The organism is Saccharopolyspora halophila, assembly GCF_039531955.1.
In the GTDB taxonomy this organism is placed as follows: domain Bacteria; phylum Actinomycetota; class Actinomycetes; order Mycobacteriales; family Pseudonocardiaceae; genus Saccharopolyspora; species Saccharopolyspora halophila.
The window spans coordinates 67,379-85,624 of record NZ_BAAARA010000021.1; the positions used below are offsets into that span (position 1 = coordinate 67,379).

General features: G+C 70.2%; 18 protein-coding genes. 15 read left to right on the plus strand and 3 right to left on the minus strand.

All coding sequences use genetic code 11. From position 1 onward, the window contains the following. The first annotated feature begins 12 nt into the window (after positions 1 to 12). Entirely contained in the window at positions 13 to 963 is a 951-nt protein-coding gene (locus ABD289_RS21285; protein WP_344135807.1) for an aldo/keto reductase, read from the plus strand. A 13-nt stretch (positions 964 to 976) separates the two neighbouring features. Here ABD289_RS21285 and ABD289_RS21290 read toward each other — a convergent pair whose 3' ends face one another. Next, a complete protein-coding gene (locus ABD289_RS21290) occupies positions 977 to 1,417 on the minus strand; it encodes an NUDIX domain-containing protein (protein WP_344136734.1) in 441 nt (146 codons plus the stop codon). A gap of 173 nt (positions 1,418 to 1,590) precedes the next feature. Here ABD289_RS21290 and dop point away from each other — a divergent pair, with 173 nt between their 5' ends. The 5 genes from dop (at position 1,591) to pafA (ending at position 6,740) form a co-directional block, all read left to right on the plus strand. Beyond that, positions 1,591 to 3,090, plus strand: a complete 1,500-nt coding sequence (dop, locus tag ABD289_RS21295) for a depupylase/deamidase Dop (protein WP_344135810.1) — start codon at positions 1,591 to 1,593, stop codon at positions 3,088 to 3,090. Positions 3,091 to 3,251: 161 nt separating this feature from the next. Continuing rightward, positions 3,252 to 3,446, plus strand: a complete 195-nt coding sequence (locus tag ABD289_RS21300) for a ubiquitin-like protein Pup (protein ID WP_344135814.1) — start codon at positions 3,252 to 3,254, stop codon at positions 3,444 to 3,446. Positions 3,447 to 3,573: 127 nt separating this feature from the next. After that, entirely contained in the window at positions 3,574 to 4,419 is an 846-nt protein-coding gene (gene prcB / locus ABD289_RS21305) for a proteasome subunit beta (protein WP_344135817.1), read from the plus strand. A 56-nt stretch (positions 4,420 to 4,475) separates the two neighbouring features. Next, positions 4,476 to 5,222: a proteasome subunit alpha gene (gene prcA, locus ABD289_RS21310; protein ID WP_344135820.1), complete on the plus strand. Its 747-nt coding sequence runs from the start codon at positions 4,476 to 4,478 to the stop codon at positions 5,220 to 5,222. A 159-nt stretch (positions 5,223 to 5,381) separates the two neighbouring features. Continuing rightward, entirely contained in the window at positions 5,382 to 6,740 is a 1,359-nt protein-coding gene (pafA, locus tag ABD289_RS21315; protein ID WP_344135823.1) for a Pup--protein ligase, read from the plus strand. Between the two features lie 146 nt (positions 6,741 to 6,886). Here pafA and ABD289_RS21320 read toward each other — a convergent pair whose 3' ends face one another. After that, positions 6,887 to 7,588 (minus strand): SDR family oxidoreductase, encoded by a 702-nt coding sequence (locus tag ABD289_RS21320; RefSeq protein ID WP_344135826.1) that lies wholly within the window; start codon positions 7,586 to 7,588, stop codon positions 6,887 to 6,889. Between the two features lie 157 nt (positions 7,589 to 7,745). Here ABD289_RS21320 and ABD289_RS21325 point away from each other — a divergent pair, with 157 nt between their 5' ends. The 9 genes from ABD289_RS21325 to ABD289_RS21365 all read left to right on the plus strand — a co-directional run bounded on the left by ABD289_RS21325 (position 7,746) and on the right by ABD289_RS21365 (position 17,032). Then, positions 7,746 to 8,717, plus strand: a complete 972-nt coding sequence (locus tag ABD289_RS21325) for a helix-turn-helix transcriptional regulator (protein ID WP_344135829.1) — start codon at positions 7,746 to 7,748, stop codon at positions 8,715 to 8,717. Continuing rightward, positions 8,714 to 9,682: a helix-turn-helix transcriptional regulator gene (locus ABD289_RS21330; protein WP_344135832.1), complete on the plus strand. Its 969-nt coding sequence runs from the start codon at positions 8,714 to 8,716 to the stop codon at positions 9,680 to 9,682. The genes ABD289_RS21325 and ABD289_RS21330 overlap by 4 nt, the downstream gene beginning before the upstream one ends. 18 nt (positions 9,683 to 9,700) lie before the next feature. Further along, positions 9,701 to 9,901 (plus strand): bacteriophage holin, encoded by a 201-nt coding sequence (locus ABD289_RS21335; RefSeq protein WP_344135835.1) that lies wholly within the window; start codon positions 9,701 to 9,703, stop codon positions 9,899 to 9,901. Between the two features lie 81 nt (positions 9,902 to 9,982). Beyond that, positions 9,983 to 10,258: a Sec-independent protein translocase subunit TatA gene (gene tatA / locus ABD289_RS21340; RefSeq protein ID WP_344135838.1), complete on the plus strand. Its 276-nt coding sequence runs from the start codon at positions 9,983 to 9,985 to the stop codon at positions 10,256 to 10,258. A gap of 105 nt (positions 10,259 to 10,363) precedes the next feature. Continuing rightward, a complete protein-coding gene (gene tatC, locus ABD289_RS21345; protein ID WP_344135841.1) occupies positions 10,364 to 11,230 on the plus strand; it encodes a twin-arginine translocase subunit TatC in 867 nt (288 codons plus the stop codon). Between the two features lie 106 nt (positions 11,231 to 11,336). Further along, a complete protein-coding gene (locus tag ABD289_RS21350; protein ID WP_344136737.1) occupies positions 11,337 to 12,221 on the plus strand; it encodes a diacylglycerol/lipid kinase family protein in 885 nt (294 codons plus the stop codon). Positions 12,222 to 12,293: 72 nt separating this feature from the next. Beyond that, on the plus strand, positions 12,294 to 15,098 hold the full coding sequence (locus tag ABD289_RS21355; protein WP_344135845.1) for a DEAD/DEAH box helicase: 2,805 nt from the start codon (positions 12,294 to 12,296) through the stop codon (positions 15,096 to 15,098). Between the two features lie 88 nt (positions 15,099 to 15,186). Then, entirely contained in the window at positions 15,187 to 15,774 is a 588-nt protein-coding gene (locus ABD289_RS21360; RefSeq protein WP_344135848.1) for a DUF4333 domain-containing protein, read from the plus strand. 64 nt (positions 15,775 to 15,838) lie between these two features. Then, positions 15,839 to 17,032, plus strand: coding sequence for a GNAT family N-acetyltransferase (locus ABD289_RS21365; RefSeq protein ID WP_344135851.1), 1,194 nt, complete (start codon positions 15,839 to 15,841; stop codon positions 17,030 to 17,032). Positions 17,033 to 17,299: 267 nt separating this feature from the next. Here ABD289_RS21365 and ABD289_RS21370 read toward each other — a convergent pair whose 3' ends face one another. Continuing rightward, on the minus strand, positions 17,300 to 18,217 hold the full coding sequence (locus ABD289_RS21370; RefSeq protein WP_344136740.1) for a 5'-3' exonuclease: 918 nt from the start codon (positions 18,215 to 18,217) through the stop codon (positions 17,300 to 17,302). Between the last annotated feature and the right edge of the window lie 29 nt (positions 18,218 to 18,246).

Below are 18,246 nucleotides of genomic sequence, written 5' to 3' on the forward strand. Positions count from 1 at the left end.
AACTTCGCTCGCATGATCCCCGCGCAACAGGCGATCGGACGGCTCGGCATCGGTCTGGCCGCGCTCGGCAGGCCCGCCTACATCAACGTCGGGCGCGCCGAGGCGCTCCCGCCGCAGCGCACCGCGCAGGCGATGCGCGAGCAGACCCGCAGGGTCCTGGACGCCGCCTACCGGCACGGCATCCGGTGGGTCGACGCCGCGCGCTCCTACGGCAGCGCGGAGCAGTTCCTGGCCGACTGGCTCACCGAGCGCGGCCACGAGGACGTCACCGTGTCCAGCAAGTGGGGCTACGCCTACGTCGCCGAGTGGCAGATCGAGACCGAGGTGCACGAGGTCAAGGAGCACTCCCTGGAGCGCCTGCGCACCCAGTGGGCCGAGACCCGCACGCTGCTGGGGCAGCGCATCGGCCTGTACCAGGTGCATTCGCTGACCGCTTCGAGCCCGCTGTTCGAGGACCTGGCGCTGCAGCACGAGCTCGCCCGGCTTCGCGACGCGGGGGTGCGGCTGGGCTTCTCCACCAGCGGAGCGGCGCAGGCAGAGACCATCGAGAAGGCCTGGGAGCTGGAGGTGGGCGGCACCCAGCTCTTCAGCGCCGTGCAGTCGACCTGGAACACCTCCGAGCCCTCGGTCGGGCGGGCGCTCAACGAAGCACACACCGGGGGCTGGCGGGTGCTGCTCAAGGAGACCCTGGCCAACGGTCGCCTGGCCGTGCAGCCGCCTGCCGAGCTCGCCGATATCGCCGCCCGGCACGGCGTCGGCCCCGACGCCATCGCCCTGGCCCACGCCCTGCACCAGCCCTGGGCGGACGTGGTGCTGCTCGGCGTGGCCGGCGTCGACCAGCTCGAATCCAACCTCGAGGCCACCGGGGTGGAACTCGGCGACGCGGACCTGGCGACGCTGCGATCGCTGGCCCGCGACGCGGCGACCTACTGGGGCGAGCGGGCCGAGCTGCCCTGGCACTGACCGCGGGCGCGGCTCAGCGGTGACCGCGCTCGCGCAGCCAGCGCTCGGCGAACCGGCGCCCGTCCGGTACGAACGGCCACCGCGGGTCGGCCAGGCGCTCGCGCAGCTCGTCGACGGGCATCCACCAGCCCTCGGCCACCTCCGCGGGCTGATGCCGCACCGGGCCGTCCCAGCGCGTCACGTACACGAACGCGTGATAGCGGACCGAGCCCTCGGTGAACACCTCGCGGAACAGGAACCGGACCTCGCTGGAGACGCCCAGCTCCTCGCGCACCTCCCGCTGCGCGGTCCGCGCGGGGTCCTCGCCCGCCGCGACCACGCCGCCCGCGGTGCAGTCGTGCAGCCCCGGGTAGACGTCCTTGGTGTCGGTGCGGCGGTGCACGTAGACCCGCTCGCCATCGCCGGAGAGCACCAGCACGGCCGCCGCGGCGTGCCAGAGCCCCTCGGCGCGCATCGTCGACCTCGGAGCCTCGCCCACGACATGCCCGGCCGTGTCGTACACGGCGACCTGTTCCTCCACGACGGGATCGTGCCACCTCGCCCTATCGAGGTGCCGAATCGGTGACGTGAAGATCCTGTGCCTTCCAGCACTCTCCTCGGCCCGCGTTAACCCGTACTCTGCGAGGTATGCGGCGGATCATGGGAACCGAGGTGGAGTACGGCATCGTCGTGCCCGGAGACTCCAGCGCCAACCCGGTGCTGACCTCCACGCACATCGTGCTGGCCTACGCGGCGGCGGCCGAGATTCCACGTGCGCGGCGCGCGCGCTGGGATTACGAGGTGGAGTCACCACTGCGGGACGCGCGCGGTTTCGACCTCAGCACGGCGGCGCAGCAGTCGAACGGTTCGGACGGTGACGACCTCGGGGCGGCCAACGTCATCCTCACCAACGGCGCGCGGCTCTACGTCGACCACGCGCACCCGGAGTACTCGGCTCCGGAGGTGACCAACCCGCGCGACGCGGTCATCTGGGACAAGGCCGGCGAGCGGGTGATGGAGGAGGCCGCGATGCGCGCGGCCAGCGTGCCCGGTACGGCCCCGATCCAGCTGTACAAGAACAACATCGACGGCAAGGGCGCCAGCTACGGCACCCACGAGAACTACCTGATGTCCCGCGACACCCCGTTCACCTCGGTGATCGGTGGTCTGACCCCGTTCTTCGCCTCCCGTCAGGTGATCTGCGGATCCGGCCGGGTCGGGATCGGGCAGGCGGGGGAGAAGCCGGGTTTCCAGCTGTCCCAGCGCTCGGACTACATCGAGGTCGAGGTCGGGCTGGAGACCACGCTCAAGCGCGGCATCATCAACACCCGCGACGAACCGCACGCCGACGCCGACAAGTACCGGCGGCTGCACGTGATCATCGGCGACGCCAACCTCGCCGAGACCTCCACCTACCTCAAGCTCGGCAGCACGGCCCTGGTGCTGGACATGATCGAGCGCGGGCTGCGCTTCGACGACCTCAAGCTGGCCGACCCGGTGCAGGCGGTGCACCTGATCAGCCACGACCCGACGCTCGAGCAGACCGTGGAGCTCGCCGACGGGCGCAAGTTCACCGGCTTGGACCTGCAGCGCGCCTACTACGAGCGGGCCGCGCGGTTCTGCGAGGACAACGGCGCCGAGCAGGACGCCCGCGAGGTTCTGAACACCTGGGGCGAGGTGCTGGACCTGCTCGGCGGCGATCCGATGGACTGCGCGGACCGGCTGGACTGGCCGGCCAAGCTCAAGCTGATGGAGCACTACCGCAGCCGCGACGGCCTCGGGTGGGCCTCGCCCCGGCTGCACATGATCGACCTGCAGTACTCCGACGTGCGGCTGGACAAGGGCCTCTACAACCGGCTGGTCACCCGCGGCTCGATGAAGCGCCTGATCAGCGAGGAGCAGGTGCAGGAGGCCGTGGCCGCACCGCCGGAGGACACCCGGGCCTACTTCCGCGGCCGCTGTCTGGAGCGCTACCCGGCCGAGGTCGCCGCAGCGTCCTGGGACTCGGTCATCTTCGACCTCGGCAGGGAATCGCTGGTGCGCATTCCGACGTTGGAACCGCTACGCGGGACCAAGGCTCATGTCGGAGGGTTGCTGGAGGCCTCGAACAGTGCCGAGGAATTGGTCGACTCGTTGACAAAGGGGTGAGTTCTCGGTCGGCCGGTTACCTTTCGTGCACGTCAGCTCGATGCAAAGATCGAAACGACGCCCGGCTGGACGTGGGCGAACGGGTGGTCGGATAGGTAGTGTTCACAGCAGGACGTCCTGCTCGTTGGGGGGCGTCCCGGAACAACCCACCGGGAGGCGAGATGTCTCAGGACAAGGTTCAGCGGCAAGGCGGCGGCGACGACGGCGACGAAGAGCAGGAAGCGGAAGCCGCCGGTCAGGAACGTCGCGAAAAGCTCGGCGAGGACGTCGACGCCATCCTGGACGAGATCGACGACGTCCTGGAGGAGAACGCCGAGGACTTCGTCCGCGCCTACGTGCAAAAAGGCGGGCAGTAGGCGCAGGCCGCGCGAGTGACGGCACGAGGCGTCCGGGCCGAAGCGATTCGGCCCGGCGCCGACCGACGCGCGCCGATCATGATTAAAGTGCACCCCAAGTCGCAGACCTAGGGAGACGATGTCGCTGATGGAATCGAGTTCGGCCCTGTCCCAGGGGCAGGCACTGCCCGCCGCCTATCTCACCCCCGGGTCCTCGTCATTCACCGACTTCCTGCGCTCCGCCATGCCCGAGCTGCTGCCGGACGGCCGCAAGGCCCCCGAGGGCAGCGTCGAGGCGCCGCACGGCACCACGATCGTCGCGGTCACCTTCCGCGGTGGTGTGCTGATTGCCGGTGACCGCAGGGCGACGATGGGCAACGTCATCGCCCAGCGGGACATGGAGAAGCTGTTCGTCACCGACGCCTACTCGGCCGTCGGCATCGCCGGTACCGCCGGTGTGGCGCAGGAGCTCGTCAAGCTCTACGCGGTCGAGCTCGAGCACTACGAGAAGCTCGAAGGCGTCTCGCTGTCGCTGGACGGCAAGGCGAACAAGCTGGCGACCATGCTGCGCGGAAACCTCGCCGCGGCGCTGCAGGGTCTGGCCGTGGTTCCGCTGCTGGCCGGGTACGACGAGAACAGCGAGGACCCGGACCGAGCCGGGCGCATCGTGTCCTACGACGTGGTCGGCGGCAAGTACGACGAAGCCGGCGGCTACCACGCGGTCGGTTCCGGCTCGCAGTTCGCCAAGTCCGCGCTGAAGAAGCGCTTCGACCCCGATGCGGATGCCGAAACAGCGGCTCGGGCGGCGTTCGAGGCGCTCTACGACGCCGCCGACGACGATTCCGCGACCGGCGGGCCGGACGTGTACCGGCGGATCTACCCGTCGCTGATCACCATCACCGGGCCCGAGGGGGCCGTGCGCCTGCCCGAGGAGCGCACCTCCGCGATCGCCGGTGAGGTCGTCAGCGGCCGGATGGAGAACCCGGGCGGCTGAGCAGCGCCCGCGTAGATCCCGTCGAGCGAGCCGATTCGAACCAGGAGTGCACAGACGTGACGATGCCGTTCTACACCTCCCCCGAGCAGTTGATGCGGGAGCGGTCCGAGCTCGCCCGCAAGGGCATCGCCCGGGGCCGCAGCGTGGTGGCGCTCAAATATGCCGGCGGGGTGCTGTTCGTCGCCGAGAACCCGTCCCCGACCTTGCACAAGGTCTCCGAGATCTATGACCGCATCGGGTTCGCCGCGGTCGGCCGGTACAGCGAGTTCGAGGCGCTGCGGGTCGCCGGCGTGCGCATCGCGGACGTGCGCGGTTATTCCTACGACCGCCGCGACGTGACCGGGCGGTCGCTGGCCAACACCTACGCCCAGCACCTGGGCGCCATCTTCACCGAGCAGATCAAGCCCTTCGAGGTGGAGATCTGCGTGGCAGAGGTGGGCTACACCGCCGAGAACGACCAGCTGTACCGCCTGACCTACGACGGCTCCATCGTCGACGAGCGCAAGTACGTGGTGATGGGCGGCCAGGCCGACGCGATCAGCGGCAAGCTCAAGGATTCCTTCACCGAGGGGATGGAACTCGCCGAGGCGGTGCAGGTCTCGGTCAACGCGCTGCAGTCCGGCGGGGACGGCAACCGCGAACTGGACAGCGCCGCGCTCGAGGTCGCGGTGCTGGACCGGGCCCGGGAGCACCGCACGTTCCGCAGGATCAAGGGCGCCGCGCTGAAGTCGCTGCTTCCCGCGCCGAGCGAGGAGAAGTCCGAGGAGAGCGACAAGGACGACAAGCCGGACGCGGGCAAGTAGCGCACGGCGGTCGAGGCCCGGTTCCGCAGCGGGACCGGGCCTCGACGTGTGCGCGGCCCCGATTGGTGACGGGCTGCGACCAAAATTCTTCGAACATCAACTGACCGGAGCCCGAACGGCGGACCGTCGAAAACCCGATTGAGCGCCTAGTGTGGAGGCATGCAGCGGCGGATCTTCGGCATCGAAACCGAGTTCGGGGTCACCTGCACGTTCCACGGGCAGCGCAGGTTGTCCCCGGACGAGGTGGCCAGGTACTTGTTCCGGCGAGTCGTGTCGTGGGGAAGGTCGTCGAACGTCTTCCTGCGCAACGGTGCTCGCCTCTACCTCGACGTGGGTTCGCACCCCGAGTACGCCACGGCCGAGTGCGACGACCTCACCCAGCTGGTCACCCATGACAAGGCGGGGGAGCGGATCCTCGAGGACCTGCTCATCGATGCCGAGCGCAGGCTCTCCGACGAGGGCATCGGCGGGGACATCTTCCTGTTCAAGAACAACACCGACTCGGCGGGCAACTCCTACGGCTGCCACGAGAACTACCTGGTCGGGCGCTCCGGCGAGTTCTCCCGCATCTCGGACGTGCTCCTCCCGTTCCTGGTGACCCGGCAGCTCATCTGCGGCGCGGGCAAGGTGCTGCAGACCCCGCGCGGTGCGGTGTACTGCCTGTCGCAGCGCGCCGAGCACATCTGGGAGGGCGTCTCCAGCGCCACCACCCGCTCCCGGCCGATCATCAACACCCGCGACGAGCCGCACGCCGACGCCGAGCGCTACCGCAGGCTGCACGTGATCGTGGGCGACTCGAACATGTCCGAGGTGACCACGCTGCTCAAGGTCGGCGTGGCCAACCTGGTGCTGGAGATGGTCGAGCAGGGCGTGCAGTTCCGGGATTTCAGCCTGGACAACCCGATCCGGGCGATCCGGGAGATCAGCCACGACATGACCGGGCGCCGCACGGTGCGGCTGGCCGGTGGCCGGGAGGCCTCGGCCCTGGACATCCAGCGCGAGTACTACGGCCGGGCGGTCGATCACGTGGCCCGGCGCGGTTCGGACCCGATGACAGATCGGATCCTGGACCTGTGGGGCCGCGCGCTGGACGCCGTCGAGCAGCAGGACTACTCCAAGATCGACCGGGAGGTCGACTGGGCGATCAAGTACCGGCTGCTGGAGCGCTACCGCAGCAAGCACGGGCTGGAGCTGTCCAGCCCGCGCATCGCCCAGCTCGACCTCGCCTACCACGACATCCGTCGCGGGCGCGGTCTGTTCGACATGCTGCAGCGCAAGGACATGGTCGACAGGGCGACCGAGGACGGCGAGATCGAGGCGGCCAAGGACACCCCGCCGCAGAGCACGCGGGCGAAGCTGCGCGGTGACTTCATCGCCGCGGCGCAGGCGGCTGGCCGCGACTTCACGGTCGACTGGGTGCACCTCAAGCTCAACGACCAGGCGCAGCGCACCGTCCTGTGCAAGGACCCGTTCCGCGCGATCGACGAGCGAGTGGAACGCCTGATCAACTCCCTCTGACCCGAAACCGCGGCAACGACCGGACGGCGTCCCGACGGTGGTCGTGACAGTTTTGCCTAAAACTGCAGGGCTCGGACGTCCGAAATGCCCGTGCAGTTTTAGGCAAAACTGTCAGGGCGCCAGCGGGACCACGTGCGGTGGGGGGCTCAGCTGTGCGGTGCTTGGCCGGTGGGGCGGATGGTGATCTCGTTGACGTCGACGGTCGGCGGCTGACCGAGCGCGTAGAGGATGCCGTTGGCGATGTCGTCCGGGTGCAGCTTGGGCACCTCGGTTCGGTTGGCCGTCATGTCGGTCTCGACCATGCCCGGCTGCACGAGCGTGACCCGCACGCCGGTGCCCACGCATTCCGCGCGGATGTTCTGGGCCATGCCGGTCACGGCCCACTTGGTGGCCCCGTAGAGGTTGCCGGGCCGGATGCCGCGACCAGCGTTGGAGCCGGTCAGCACCAGGTGCCCCTCGCTGCGCACCAGCGCGGGCAGCGCGGCCCGGGCGGTGATGGCGGCACCGTAGACGTTGGTCAGCACCACGTCGCGCCACTGCGTCGGGTCGGAGTCGTCGGTGCCCAGGAACGACGACGGGGCGCTCGCGCCGGCGTTGGCCAGCACCGCGTCCAGTCGCCCGTAGTGCTCCTCGACCCGGGAAACGGCTTCGGTCAGGCTGTCGTAGTCGGTGACGTCGCAGGGCAGCGCCATCGCGATGTGTTCGCCCAGTTCGCGGACCAGGCCGGACAGCGCGTCGGTGGAGCGGGCCAGCAGGGCCACCTGGTAACCGTGGTCCGCGGCTCGCCGGGCGGTGGCGGCACCGATGCCGCGGGAAGCTCCGGTGATCATCAATACCTGATCGGGCATGTGCCCAGCCTAGGGACTCGATCAAAACTCGTCCGGACTTCGTTGTTCCGAATACCTTCAGTGCTGATCGAACTCAACCTCATTCGAATGGGTGTTCTGCGTCCCGCAACGCGCCACCCGAACTCATGATCGAATGCTTTCGAGCTAGAGTGGCTTGGTGGCCACTGCGCGTGCTGAACGCTTGGTGAACTTGGTGCTCTGCCTGCTGTCGACCCGCCAGTACTTGCCCGCAGAGCGGATTCGACGGATCGTGGCGGGTTACGGCGAGGCGACCTCCGACGAGGCGTTCTTCCGGACCTTCGAACGGGACAAGGCGGAACTGCGCGACCTGGGGATCCCGCTGGAGACGGGGCGCAACTCGGCCTTCGACTCCACCGATGGCTACCGCATCGCGCGCCGCGACTACGAGCTCGGCGACATCGACCTGGAGCCCGACGAGGCCGCCGCGGTCGCGCTGGCCGTCCGCTTGTGGGACTCCCCGGAGTTCACCTCGGCCGCCCGCGGTGCGCTGCTCAAGCTGCGCGCGGCGGGCGTGGACGTCGACGAGCGCGCCGCGCGCGCCGTCGAGCCCAAGGTGCGCACCAGCGAGCCCGCCTTCGCGCCGCTGCACGCGGCCGTGCAGGAGGGCCGGGTGGTGGAGTTCGACTACCGGCGGCCCAGCAGCTACGAGGTGCAGCACCGCACGGTCGAACCGTGGGGCGTGGTGTCCTGGCGCGGCCGCTGGTACGTCGTCGGCCACGACCGCGACCGCGAGGCGCCGCGCTGCTTCCGGCTCTCCCGGGTCCGCGGCCAGGTCGCCGTCGTCGGCGAGCCGGGCCAGGTGCAGCGCCCGCCCGATGTGGACCTGCTGCGGTTCGTCGCGGGCGACCACCGCGAGCCGCCCGCGCCGACCACGGTCCGGGTGTGGGTCGCCGAGGGACGCGCGCAGGGTCTGCGGCGGCGCGGCAAGGCCGTCGATCGGATGGAGCTGGGCGGTGATCCCGGCGACGTCCTCGAGCTGGACATCCACGCCGAGTCGGCCGCGAGCTGGATCGCCGGTTACGGCCCGGACGTCGCCGTGCTGCAGCCGGACACGCTGCGCAAGGCGGTCCACGAGATCCACCTCGACGCCTTGGGGGAGGGCCGATGACCAGCGCCACGCAACGACTTCCCAGGCTGCTGGCGCTGGTTCCGTACCTGCTCAGCAGGCCGGGCATCCCGATGGTCGACGCGGCGGCCGACTTCGGGGTCAGCCCGCAGCAGCTGCGCAAGGACCTCGAGCTGCTGTGGATGTGCGGGTTGCCGGGCTACGGGCCCGGCGACCTCATCGACCTGTCCTTCGACAGCGACTCGATCACGGTCACCTACGACGCGGGGATGCGCCGCCCGCTGCGGCTGACCGCGTCCGAGGCCACCTCGCTGCTGGTGGCCTTGCGCGCGCTGGCGGAGACGCCGGGCGTTCCGGACTCGGACGCCGTGCAGCGCGCGCTGGCCAAGGTGGAGCACGCGGTCGGCCGGGCCCGCCCCGCCGGGGTGGTGGTCGGCCTGGGCGACGAGGAGGCGGTGGACGCCGAGGTGCGCCGGGCGGTGCAGCAGGCGGTGACCGGGGAGCAAGCGTTGCGCATCCGTTACTACACCGCTTCGCGCGACGAGGTCAGCGAGCGGACGGTCGATCCGATGCGGCTGCTGCTCATCGACGGGCGGAGTTACCTCGAGGCGTGGTGCCGAAACGCGGGTGGCGTTCGGATGTTCCGGTTGGACCGAATCGACGAGGCGCGGCTGCTCGACGAACCGGCGCGGCCGCCCTCGGAAGCCGAGCAGACCGATGTTTCCGCCGGCTTGTTCCAGCCCGCCCCAGGTCAGCTGGTCGCCGAGCTGGAGCTGGGGCCCGAGGCCCGCTGGGTCGCCGAGTACTACCAGGTCGACGAGGCCGTTGAGCTGGACGGCGGTCGCACCCGGGTTCGAATGCGCTACGCCGACGAGTCCTGGATGGCGAGGCTGCTGCTGGGCCTCGGAGGGCAGGTCACGGTGCTCAGCCCGGAGGAGCTGGCGCACGACGTGCGTCGACGGGCCGGTGCCGCGTTGACGCGGACCCGTCACCTGCCGTCCACCTGAGCGGGTTACCGTGGCTGCGTGCCGTACGTGTGGACTCTTGTTTTGCTCGCCGTGGGATTGATCCTGCTGGTGTGGTTGCTGGTTCGGTCGTTCCTCGACGTTCGCCGGTTCCGGGCGGCGCAGCGGCGGGCGGCGCGCGACTTCGGTGAGCGCAGCGGCCTGATCAAGGCTCGTGTCGCGGGCCTGAAGGTCGCGTTCGCGCAGCGCCGCCGCAGCTGACGAGAACCAGAAGACGGCTTATTCGCCGATCCCTTCGCGCGTACGATTGCGCTAGCAGGGACATCACGAAAGGGTGGAAGCATGCCAGGAATTCCAGGTGGCTGGGAGCTGGTCCTGATCGTCTTGGTGCTGGTGCTGCTTTTCGGCGCCACCAAGTTGCCGCAGATGGCCCGTTCGCTCGGTCAATCGGCCCGGGTTTTCAAGGCTGAGACGCGCGGGATGAAGGCCGACGAGGAAAACGCCAAGAAGGCCAAGTCCGAGATGGAGCAGAAGCCGGAGCTGACCTCGGGCGAGTCCGAAACGCCGTCGGCCACGTCGCCGGTCGAGGACAAGCAGCAGAACGAACAGAAGAACTGACCGAGAACGGGGAAAAACGAGGTGGGTGCAAGTCCACTCAATCGTCTGAACCCGTTCCGCGGTGATCGCCGGCGTTGGGGGCGCAGGAACAACCCCGACGGCACCATGACCCTGGTCGACCACCTCTTCGAGCTGCGCTATCGGCTCGGGGTGGCGAGCGTGGGCGTGGTCATCGGCGCCATCCTCGGGTTCATCTGGTTTTCCAGCGCGCCGTTCGGCTGGCCGACCTTGTCGGACGTGCTGCTCAAGCCCTACTGCCAACTGCCCGCGGAGCAGCGGCTGAGCCCGAACGGCAGCTGTCAGCTGTTGCAGACCGAACCGTTCGAGATCTTCATGCTGCGCATGAAGGTCGGCCTGTCGGTGGGGGCGCTGCTGTTCAGCCCGGTGTGGCTCTACCAGCTGTGGGCGTTCATCACGCCCGGCCTGCACGACAACGAGCGCAAGTTCGCGCGCAGCTTCGTCTTCTTCGCGACGATCCTGTTCTGCGGCGGTGCCGTGCTGGCCTACTACGTGGTGCCCGAGGCGCTGACGTTCATGGCCAGCTTCGGTGGCGGGGCGTTCTTCACCGCGCTCAGCGGTGGCAAGTACATCAGCTTCGTGCTGTTGCTGCTGGTGATCTTCGGCGTGAGCTTCGAGCTCCCGCTGGTGCTCGTGATGCTCAACCGCGCCGGGATCGTCACCTACGAGAAGCTGCGCAGCTGGTGGCGCGGCGTGGTGTTCGCGCTGTTCGTGTTCGCCGCGGTCGCCACTCCGGGCCAGGACCCGTTCTCGATGCTGGCGCTGGCGTTCGCGTTGTCGGTGCTGTTCCTGCTCGCGGCGGTGATCTGCCGGGCGCACGATCGGCGCAAGGCCAAGAAGCTGGAAGAGCAGGGCCTGACCGAGGCGGGGCTGGACGAGGCCTCCAACGTCGACACCACGCCGTCGGAAATGGATTCGACGGCCTCGCAGGCTGCCAAGGACGACGCGACATAGCTCGGCCCGCTCCCGTCGCCGCACCTGGTGACGGGAGCACCGGACGACTCGGGAAGATCGATGGGGCCTGGCGGAACCGGGTGCTCGTGGGGTTGGATGCTTGCCCATGCGCTGTGTGCTGGTGATCAACCCCGCTGCCGGTGGAGGCCTTACCGCGAAGGTGGTCGGCGAACTCGTCGACCACCTTCGCGCTGTCTGCGAGGTGCGGACGGTGATGGCCACCTCCGCGGCGGGCACCGAGGCCGCGGTGCGGCGCGCGGTGGCCGATGAGGCCGATGTGCTGGCCGTGGTCGGCGGCGACGGCATCGCGAACCTGGCCGTGCAGGCCTGCGCGGAGTCCGAGACCGCTCTCGCGCTCATTCCCGCGGGTACCGGCAACGACCTCTCCCGCGGGCTGGGCATCCCCCGGGAGCCGGTCGCCGCGGCCGAGGTGATGGCCGAGGCCATCGAATGCGGATCGCGGCGGCGGGTCGATCTCGGCAAGGTCGCGGGCGCCGGCTGGTTCTCCACCGTGCTGTGCGCCGGGCTCGACGCGGCCATCAACGCCCGCGCCAATCGGCTGCGCTGGCCGCGCGGTCAGCGCCGCTACGACCTGGCCACGGTGCTGGAGCTGATCGGGCTGCGCCAGATGCCGTTACGGGTGGAGACCGAGGGCAGGTTGCTGGACACGCGCGCCACGCTGGTGGCCGTCGGCAACACGCCCTACTACGGCGGCGGCATCCCGGTGTGCCCGCAGGCCGATCCCGGTGACGGCGCCTTCGACCTGACCATCGTCGGCGAGGTGACCCGCCGCGAGTTGCTGCGCGTCCTGCCCACGGTGCGCACCGGGCGGCACCTGGAGCACCCGGCCGTGACCACGCTGCGGGCGAAGTCGGTGCGGCTGGGCGGTGACAACGGCTGGCTGGCCTTCGCCGATGGCGAACCGCAGGCACGGCTGCCGCTGACCATCCGCAACACGCCGGGGGCCTTGGAGGTCGTCGCGCCGGTGTGACGTGTGGCGCATCGCACCCGCCGCGCGTGCGCGGCTGAGACAGGGTTTGGTCCGATGTGAAAACCTGGGGGCGTGGCTGCCAGCCGTTCCAACCCCACCGAGATCTCGCCGGCCGAGGCGTACGCGGCGCATTCCCGCCGCAGTGCCCACCCGAAACTGGCCGACTTCATCGCGGGACAGTCCTTCGAGCTGGACCCGTTCCAGCTGACCGCTTGCCAGGCGCTGGAGGATCAGCGCGGGGTGCTCGTGTGCGCCCCGACCGGTGCGGGCAAGACGGTGGTCGGCGAGTTCGCCGTCCACCTCGCGCTCGCCGAGGGGCGCCGCTGCTTCTACACCACGCCGATCAAGGCGTTGTCCAACCAGAAGTACGCCGACCTCTGCGAGCGCCACGGCGACGACGCGGTCGGTCTGCTGACCGGGGACACCTCGATCAACGGCGACGCCCAGGTGGTCGTGATGACCACCGAGGTGCTGCGCAACATGCTCTACGCGGGCTCGCGGGGCCTGGACCAGCTCGGTTACGTGGTCATGGACGAGGTGCACTACCTCGCCGATCGGTTCCGCGGTGCGGTGTGGGAGGAAGTCATCCTGCACCTGCCGGAGTACGTGCAGGTCGCGAGCCTGTCGGCGACGGTCAGCAACGCCGAGGAGTTCGGCGAGTGGCTCCAGGAGGTGCGCGGCGAGACCACCGTGGTCGTCGACGAGCACCGGCCGGTGCCGCTGTGGCAGCACATGCAGGTCGGACCGCGGATGTTCGACCTGTTCGGCGGGGAGACGGAGAACCGCGAGCTCAAGATCAACGATCGGCTGCTGCGGCACACCCAGCAGCTGGCGCGCACCCACTTGCCGCAGCGCGGGCGCCGCGGCGGTCCGCCGAACGACAAGCGCAAGGGCCAGCGCCCGCCGCGGTTCCAGCCGCCGTCCCGGCTGGAGATGCTGACCAGCCTGGACGCCGCCGATCTGCTGCCCGCGATCGTGTTCATCTTCAGCCGCAACGGCTGCGACCAGGCCGTCTCGCAGTGCGTGCGGTCGGGCCTTCGGCTGACCTCCGAGTCGGACGTCGAGGAGATCCGCGAGGTCGTCGACGAGCGCACCCGCAACTTGCCCGACTCCGACCTGGCCGTGCTGGGTTTCTGGGAGTGGCGCGATGCGCTGGAGCGCGGCGTGGCCGCCCACCACGCCGGGATGCTGCCCGCGTTCAAGGAGGCCGTCGAGGAGCTGTTCGTGCGCGGCCTGGTCAAGGCCGTGTTCGCCACCGAGACGCTCGCGCTGGGCATCAACATGCCGGCCCGGACCGTGGTGCTGGAACGGCTGGTGAAGTACAACGGCGAGTCGCACGTGGACCTCACCCCGGGGGAGTACACCCAGCTCACCGGGCGTGCCGGGCGCCGCGGCATCGACATCGAGGGTCACGCGGTGGTCGTGTGGCAGCCGGGCGTGGACCCCAAGCAGGTCGCGGGCCTGGCCTCCACGCGCACCTATCCGCTGCGCTCGTCGTTCCGGCCCGGCTACAACATGGCCGTCAACCTGGTGCAGCACGTCGGCCGGGACGCGGCGCGCGACCTGCTGGAGCAGTCCTTCGCGCAGTTCCAGGCCGATCGCTCGGTGGTGGGCACCTCCCGCCGCGTGGAGCGCAACGCCGAGGCGCTCGAGGGCTACGCCGAGTCGATGCACTGCCACCTCGGCGACTTCGGCGAGTACTTCCAGCTGCGCAAGCGGATCAACGACCGGGAGAAGGAGCTGTCCAAGCAGAACCGGCAGTCCCGGCGCGCCGAGGCGGCCAAGTCGCTGGAGAAGCTCCGCAAGGGCGATGTGATCGCCGTGCCCGCGGGCAGGCGGGCGGGCCTGGCCGTGGTGATCGATCCGGGGCTGGAGCCAATGGGCGAGCCCAGGCCGCTGGTGGTCACCGAGGATCGATGGTCGGGCAGGCTGTCGGTCGCCGATTTCACCTCGCCGGTGGAGGCGCTGGGCAAGCTCAAGCTGCCCAAGCACGTCGACACCCGATCGCCGAAGTCCCGGCGCGATCTGGCCTCCTCGCTGCGCAGCACTGGTCTGAACTCCTCGGAGGGACACGGCAAGCGCCGGTCGAACCCGGCCGACGACGAGGAGCTGGCGACGCTGCGGCGGGCCTTGAAGGCCCACCCCTGCCACGGTTGCGACGAGCGGGAGGCGCACGCCCGCTGGGCCGAGCGCTACGAGCGGTTGCGCGCGGAGAACGAGGGCCTGCGGCGCAAGGTCAACACCACCACGCACTCGCTGGCCCGTTCCTTCGACCGCATCGTCGCGCTGCTCACCGAGCGGGACTACCTGCCACCCGACGGTGGCAAGCCGGGCGAGGACGCCGACACCCAGGCCGGGCAGGTCACCGAGCACGGCCGCAGGCTCTCCCGCCTCTACAGCGAGTCGGACCTGCTGGCCGCGGAGTGCCTGCGCGTGGGCACGTGGCGCGACCTGGGCGCCCCCGAGCTCGCCGCGGTGGTGTCCGCGCTGGTCTACGAGTCGCGGCGCGAGGGCCTGCCCCCGCAGGTGCCGACCGGGCCGATCACCGACGCGTTGGACGCGACCTGGCGGTTGTGGGCCGAGCTGGAGGACGACGAGCGCAGGCACAAGCTCGGCCGCACCCGGGAGCCCGACGCCGGGTTCGCCTGGCCGGTGTTCCGCTGGGCCCGCGGCGAGTCGTTGGAGAAGGTCCTCACCGCGGCCGAGGACAGCGGCCACGAGCTCTCCGCCGGAGACTTCGTGCGCTGGTGCAGGCAGGTCGTCGACCTGCTGGACCAGATCCGCGACGTCATGGGCACCAAGGACCCGGTGGGCTCGGCCGCGTCCAAGGCTGTCACCGCCATCCGCCGCGGGGTGGTGGCCGCGGGCGGCGTGTGAGGCGCCCGGGTCCGTGGGGAGGCGTCAGCTCCCTGTGGTTGGATCACTGACCGTCGGCTCATGCCCGTAAGCGCATCCGGAGGTGCGAATGTCGTCCCCCTACGGCCCGCAAGGGGGCTACCCCCAGTGGGGGCAGCAGCCCCAGGGGCCAGGGATGCAGCCCGGCGGTGTGCCGCCGGGATACCCGCCGCCGGGCGGGTACGCCCCGCAACAACCCCCGCCGCAGCAGCAGGCCCCGCCGCAGCAGCAACCGCAGCAGCCGTATCCCCAGCAGCAGTACGGTTACGGCCAGCCTCAGCCGTACTACCCGTCGCCCGGCGGGTTCGGCTTCCCGCCGGAGCAGCCGCCGCGCGAGAAGCGCAAGGTCTGGCCGTGGGCGCTCGGCGGCCTCGGCGCGCTGGTGCTGCTCGCCGTGGTTGCCGTGCTCGGCTTCGTGTCCCCGGGCTGGTTCGTGCGCTCCGTGTTCGACGCGAGCAGCGTGCAGAAGGGCGTCGAGCAAACCCTCACGGACTCCTACGGGATCAACGGCGTTTCTGGCGTGTCGTGCCCAGGGGGCCAGCCGGTCGAACCGGGTAGCAGCTTCCAGTGCCAGGTCCAGGTCGACGGCCAGTCCAAGAGCGTCACGGTGACGGTCAAGAACGCCGAGGGCGTCTACGAGGTCGGTCACCCGAAGTGACGTGGCGGGCGCGCGGCCGAAAACCGGTCGCGTGCCCGAGGGGGAACCGGGCAGGATCGGCGCTGTGAGCGATCCCGATGTGCGCGTGCTGGCCGAGCCGGAGTACCGAGCGGCCTGCGATCTGTTCCTGCAGACCCTCCTGGAAGCCCGTTTCGACGACGAGAGCTGGTCGCAGACCAAGGGGCGGTTCGAGCCGGGCCGGGTGCTGGGTGCCCACGTCGATGGAGAACTCGTCGGCACGACGATGTCGATGACCAACGCGCTCACCGTTCCCGGTGGACGGCGGTTGCCCGCCGCGGCCGTGACCGGGGTGGGTGTGCGGGCCGACCGGACCCGCCGGGGTCTGCTGTCCCGGATGATGCACGAGCAGCTCGGCGACGCCGCTGCGCGCGGCGAGGTCTTCGCGATGCTGCACGCCAGCGAGGCGGTGATCTACGAGCGCTTCGGCTACGGAGCGGCGACCCGATGCCGCGAGATCCAGATCGACCGCGCGCGGGCCGGGCTGCGCGAGACGGCCCCGCGCGGTGGGACGGTCCGGATCCTGCCGCGCGAGCAGGCGCTGAAGGTGCTCCCGGAGCTCTACGAGGTGAGCAGGCGGAACCGCCCGGGCAACATCGACCGGCCCGCGGCCTGGTGGCCCGCCAGGCAAGTGCACCTGGGCAACGCCGCCACGGTGGTGGTGCACTCCGACGAGTCCGGTGCGGACGATGGATATGCCCTCTACGAGCCGACGAGGTCCGGCGAGCGCAGCACGCTGAACGTCTACGACCTGAACGCGGCCGATGCGACGGCCGCCGCCGAGCTCTGGCGGTTCCTGTTCGACGTCGACCTGGCGGACACGGTCGCAGGGCGCATCCGCCCGCTCGACGAGCCCGTCGAGTGGTTGCTCGCCGATCCCCGCGCCTGCCGCACCGTCAGCATCGGCGACGACCTGTGGGTGCGGATCCTCGACGTCCCGGCGGCCTTGCGCGCTCGCGCCTACGGCCACGCGGACCCGGTGGTGCTGGACGTCCGCGACGGCCACTTCCCGGACAACGCCGGCCGCTACCGGATCAGCCCGCAGGGCGCTGAAATCACCGATTCGGCACCGGATCTCACGCTCGACGTGGCGGCGCTGGCGGTGCTCTACCTGGGTGATCGGCGCGTCACGGACCTGGCCGAAGCGGGCTTGGTCGAGGCGCACGCACCGGCCGCGCTGGAGTCCGCCGACGCCCTGTTCAAGACGGCCCAGAGCCCCTGGTGCGGCACCAGCTTCTGAACCGCGAGATACTTCAGTTTTGCCGTGTGCGTGGCGGTGCGGGTGGCGGAACCTGACGCGTCGTGTGGCTGCGGGATCCGCTCCTTGAGTAGCGGCCTGCGCGGCGTCGCGGCTGTCCTCGCCGCACGACGCGTCAGAACCCGCGGCGGTGCGAGTTGAGTCCCACACCTGAAACAGCGGCTCCACCGCATACTGCAAGGACCCTCAGGCAAAACTGTCACCAGCCCGGTCTCGCGCTCGGGGCGGCTTCTCCGGATTGTTGCCCGGTCACGCTTCCAGGGCGGTGATGAGGCGGTCGATGCTGGCGCCCAGGCCCCAGGTCTGCTGCAGCTCGCGCAACCGCTCGACGTCGGCGGCGCCGCGCGGCAGCGCATCGTCCTCGCGGTCGGCGACCACCGGGGCACTGCGGACGACGCGCACCACCGCGGGTGCGGCGTCCAGGTACTCCGCGGCCTCGGCCAGCTTCTCCCGGAACCGGGGCGTCACCCGCTTGTCGCCCTCGCCGGCTCCCCGGATCAGCTCCTCCAGCGAACCGAACTGGGTGATCAGCTTGGCCGCCGTCTTCTCCCCGATCCCGGCCACGCCGGGCAGGCCGTCCGAGGGATCGCCGCGCAGGATCGCCATCTCGGCGTAGTCCTCTCCCGCGCGCTCGACGGTCAGCGCGTACTTCTCGGCCAGCTCCACCGGTCCGTAGTCCTGCGCCTTGTTCAACCCGGCCCCGATGTAGATCACCCGGATCTGCGGTTCGGCGCGGACCAGCTGGAACAGGTCGCGGTCGCCGGTGACGACCTCCACCGGGTCGGTGCGCTCGCGGTCGGCCAGCGCGCCGATGACGTCGTCGGCCTCGTAGCCCGCCGCTTCGGCGGTGGTGATGCCCGCCGCGTCGAGCACTTCCAGGATCACCGGGATCTGCGGGGACAGCGTGTCCGGGACCTCCTCGGCCTCCGGATCTTCCTCGGCGACCCGATGCGTCTTGTACGACGGCAGCGCGTCGACGCGGAACTGCGGGCGCCAGTCGTTGTCGAGGCACGCCACCAGCCGGGACGGGCGGCGCTCCGAGATCAGCCGGGCGAGCATGTCGCAGAACCCGCGCACCGAGTTCACCGGTGTGCCATCAGGGGCGGTCAGCGAATCCGGCAGCGCGTAGTACGAGCGGAACCACAACCCTGCCGAATCGACGAGCATCAGCGGACCAGTCACGTGCCCAAGCTTGT

What these genes read in the sequence shown, in the direction of transcription:
- ABD289_RS21285 (WP_344135807.1), top strand. Translation starts at nt 13, where the DNA reads ATGATCCCCGCGCAACAGGCGATCGGACGGCTCGGCATCGGTCTGGCC.
- ABD289_RS21290 (WP_344136734.1), bottom strand. Translation starts at nt 1,417, where the DNA reads ATGCGCGCCGAGGGGCTCTGGCACGCCGCGGCGGCCGTGCTGGTGCTC.
- dop (WP_344135810.1), top strand. Translation starts at nt 1,591, where the DNA reads ATGCGGCGGATCATGGGAACCGAGGTGGAGTACGGCATCGTCGTGCCC.
- ABD289_RS21300 (WP_344135814.1), top strand. Translation starts at nt 3,252, where the DNA reads ATGTCTCAGGACAAGGTTCAGCGGCAAGGCGGCGGCGACGACGGCGAC.
- prcB (WP_344135817.1), top strand. Translation starts at nt 3,574, where the DNA reads ATGGAATCGAGTTCGGCCCTGTCCCAGGGGCAGGCACTGCCCGCCGCC.
- pafA (WP_344135823.1), top strand. Translation starts at nt 5,382, where the DNA reads ATGCAGCGGCGGATCTTCGGCATCGAAACCGAGTTCGGGGTCACCTGC.
- ABD289_RS21320 (WP_344135826.1), bottom strand. Translation starts at nt 7,588, where the DNA reads ATGCCCGATCAGGTATTGATGATCACCGGAGCTTCCCGCGGCATCGGT.
- ABD289_RS21330 (WP_344135832.1), top strand. Translation starts at nt 8,714, where the DNA reads ATGACCAGCGCCACGCAACGACTTCCCAGGCTGCTGGCGCTGGTTCCG.
- tatA (WP_344135838.1), top strand. Translation starts at nt 9,983, where the DNA reads ATGCCAGGAATTCCAGGTGGCTGGGAGCTGGTCCTGATCGTCTTGGTG.
- tatC (WP_344135841.1), top strand. Translation starts at nt 10,364, where the DNA reads ATGACCCTGGTCGACCACCTCTTCGAGCTGCGCTATCGGCTCGGGGTG.
- ABD289_RS21350 (WP_344136737.1), top strand. Translation starts at nt 11,337, where the DNA reads ATGCGCTGTGTGCTGGTGATCAACCCCGCTGCCGGTGGAGGCCTTACC.
- ABD289_RS21360 (WP_344135848.1), top strand. Translation starts at nt 15,187, where the DNA reads ATGTCGTCCCCCTACGGCCCGCAAGGGGGCTACCCCCAGTGGGGGCAG.
- ABD289_RS21370 (WP_344136740.1), bottom strand. Translation starts at nt 18,217, where the DNA reads ATGCTCGTCGATTCGGCAGGGTTGTGGTTCCGCTCGTACTACGCGCTG.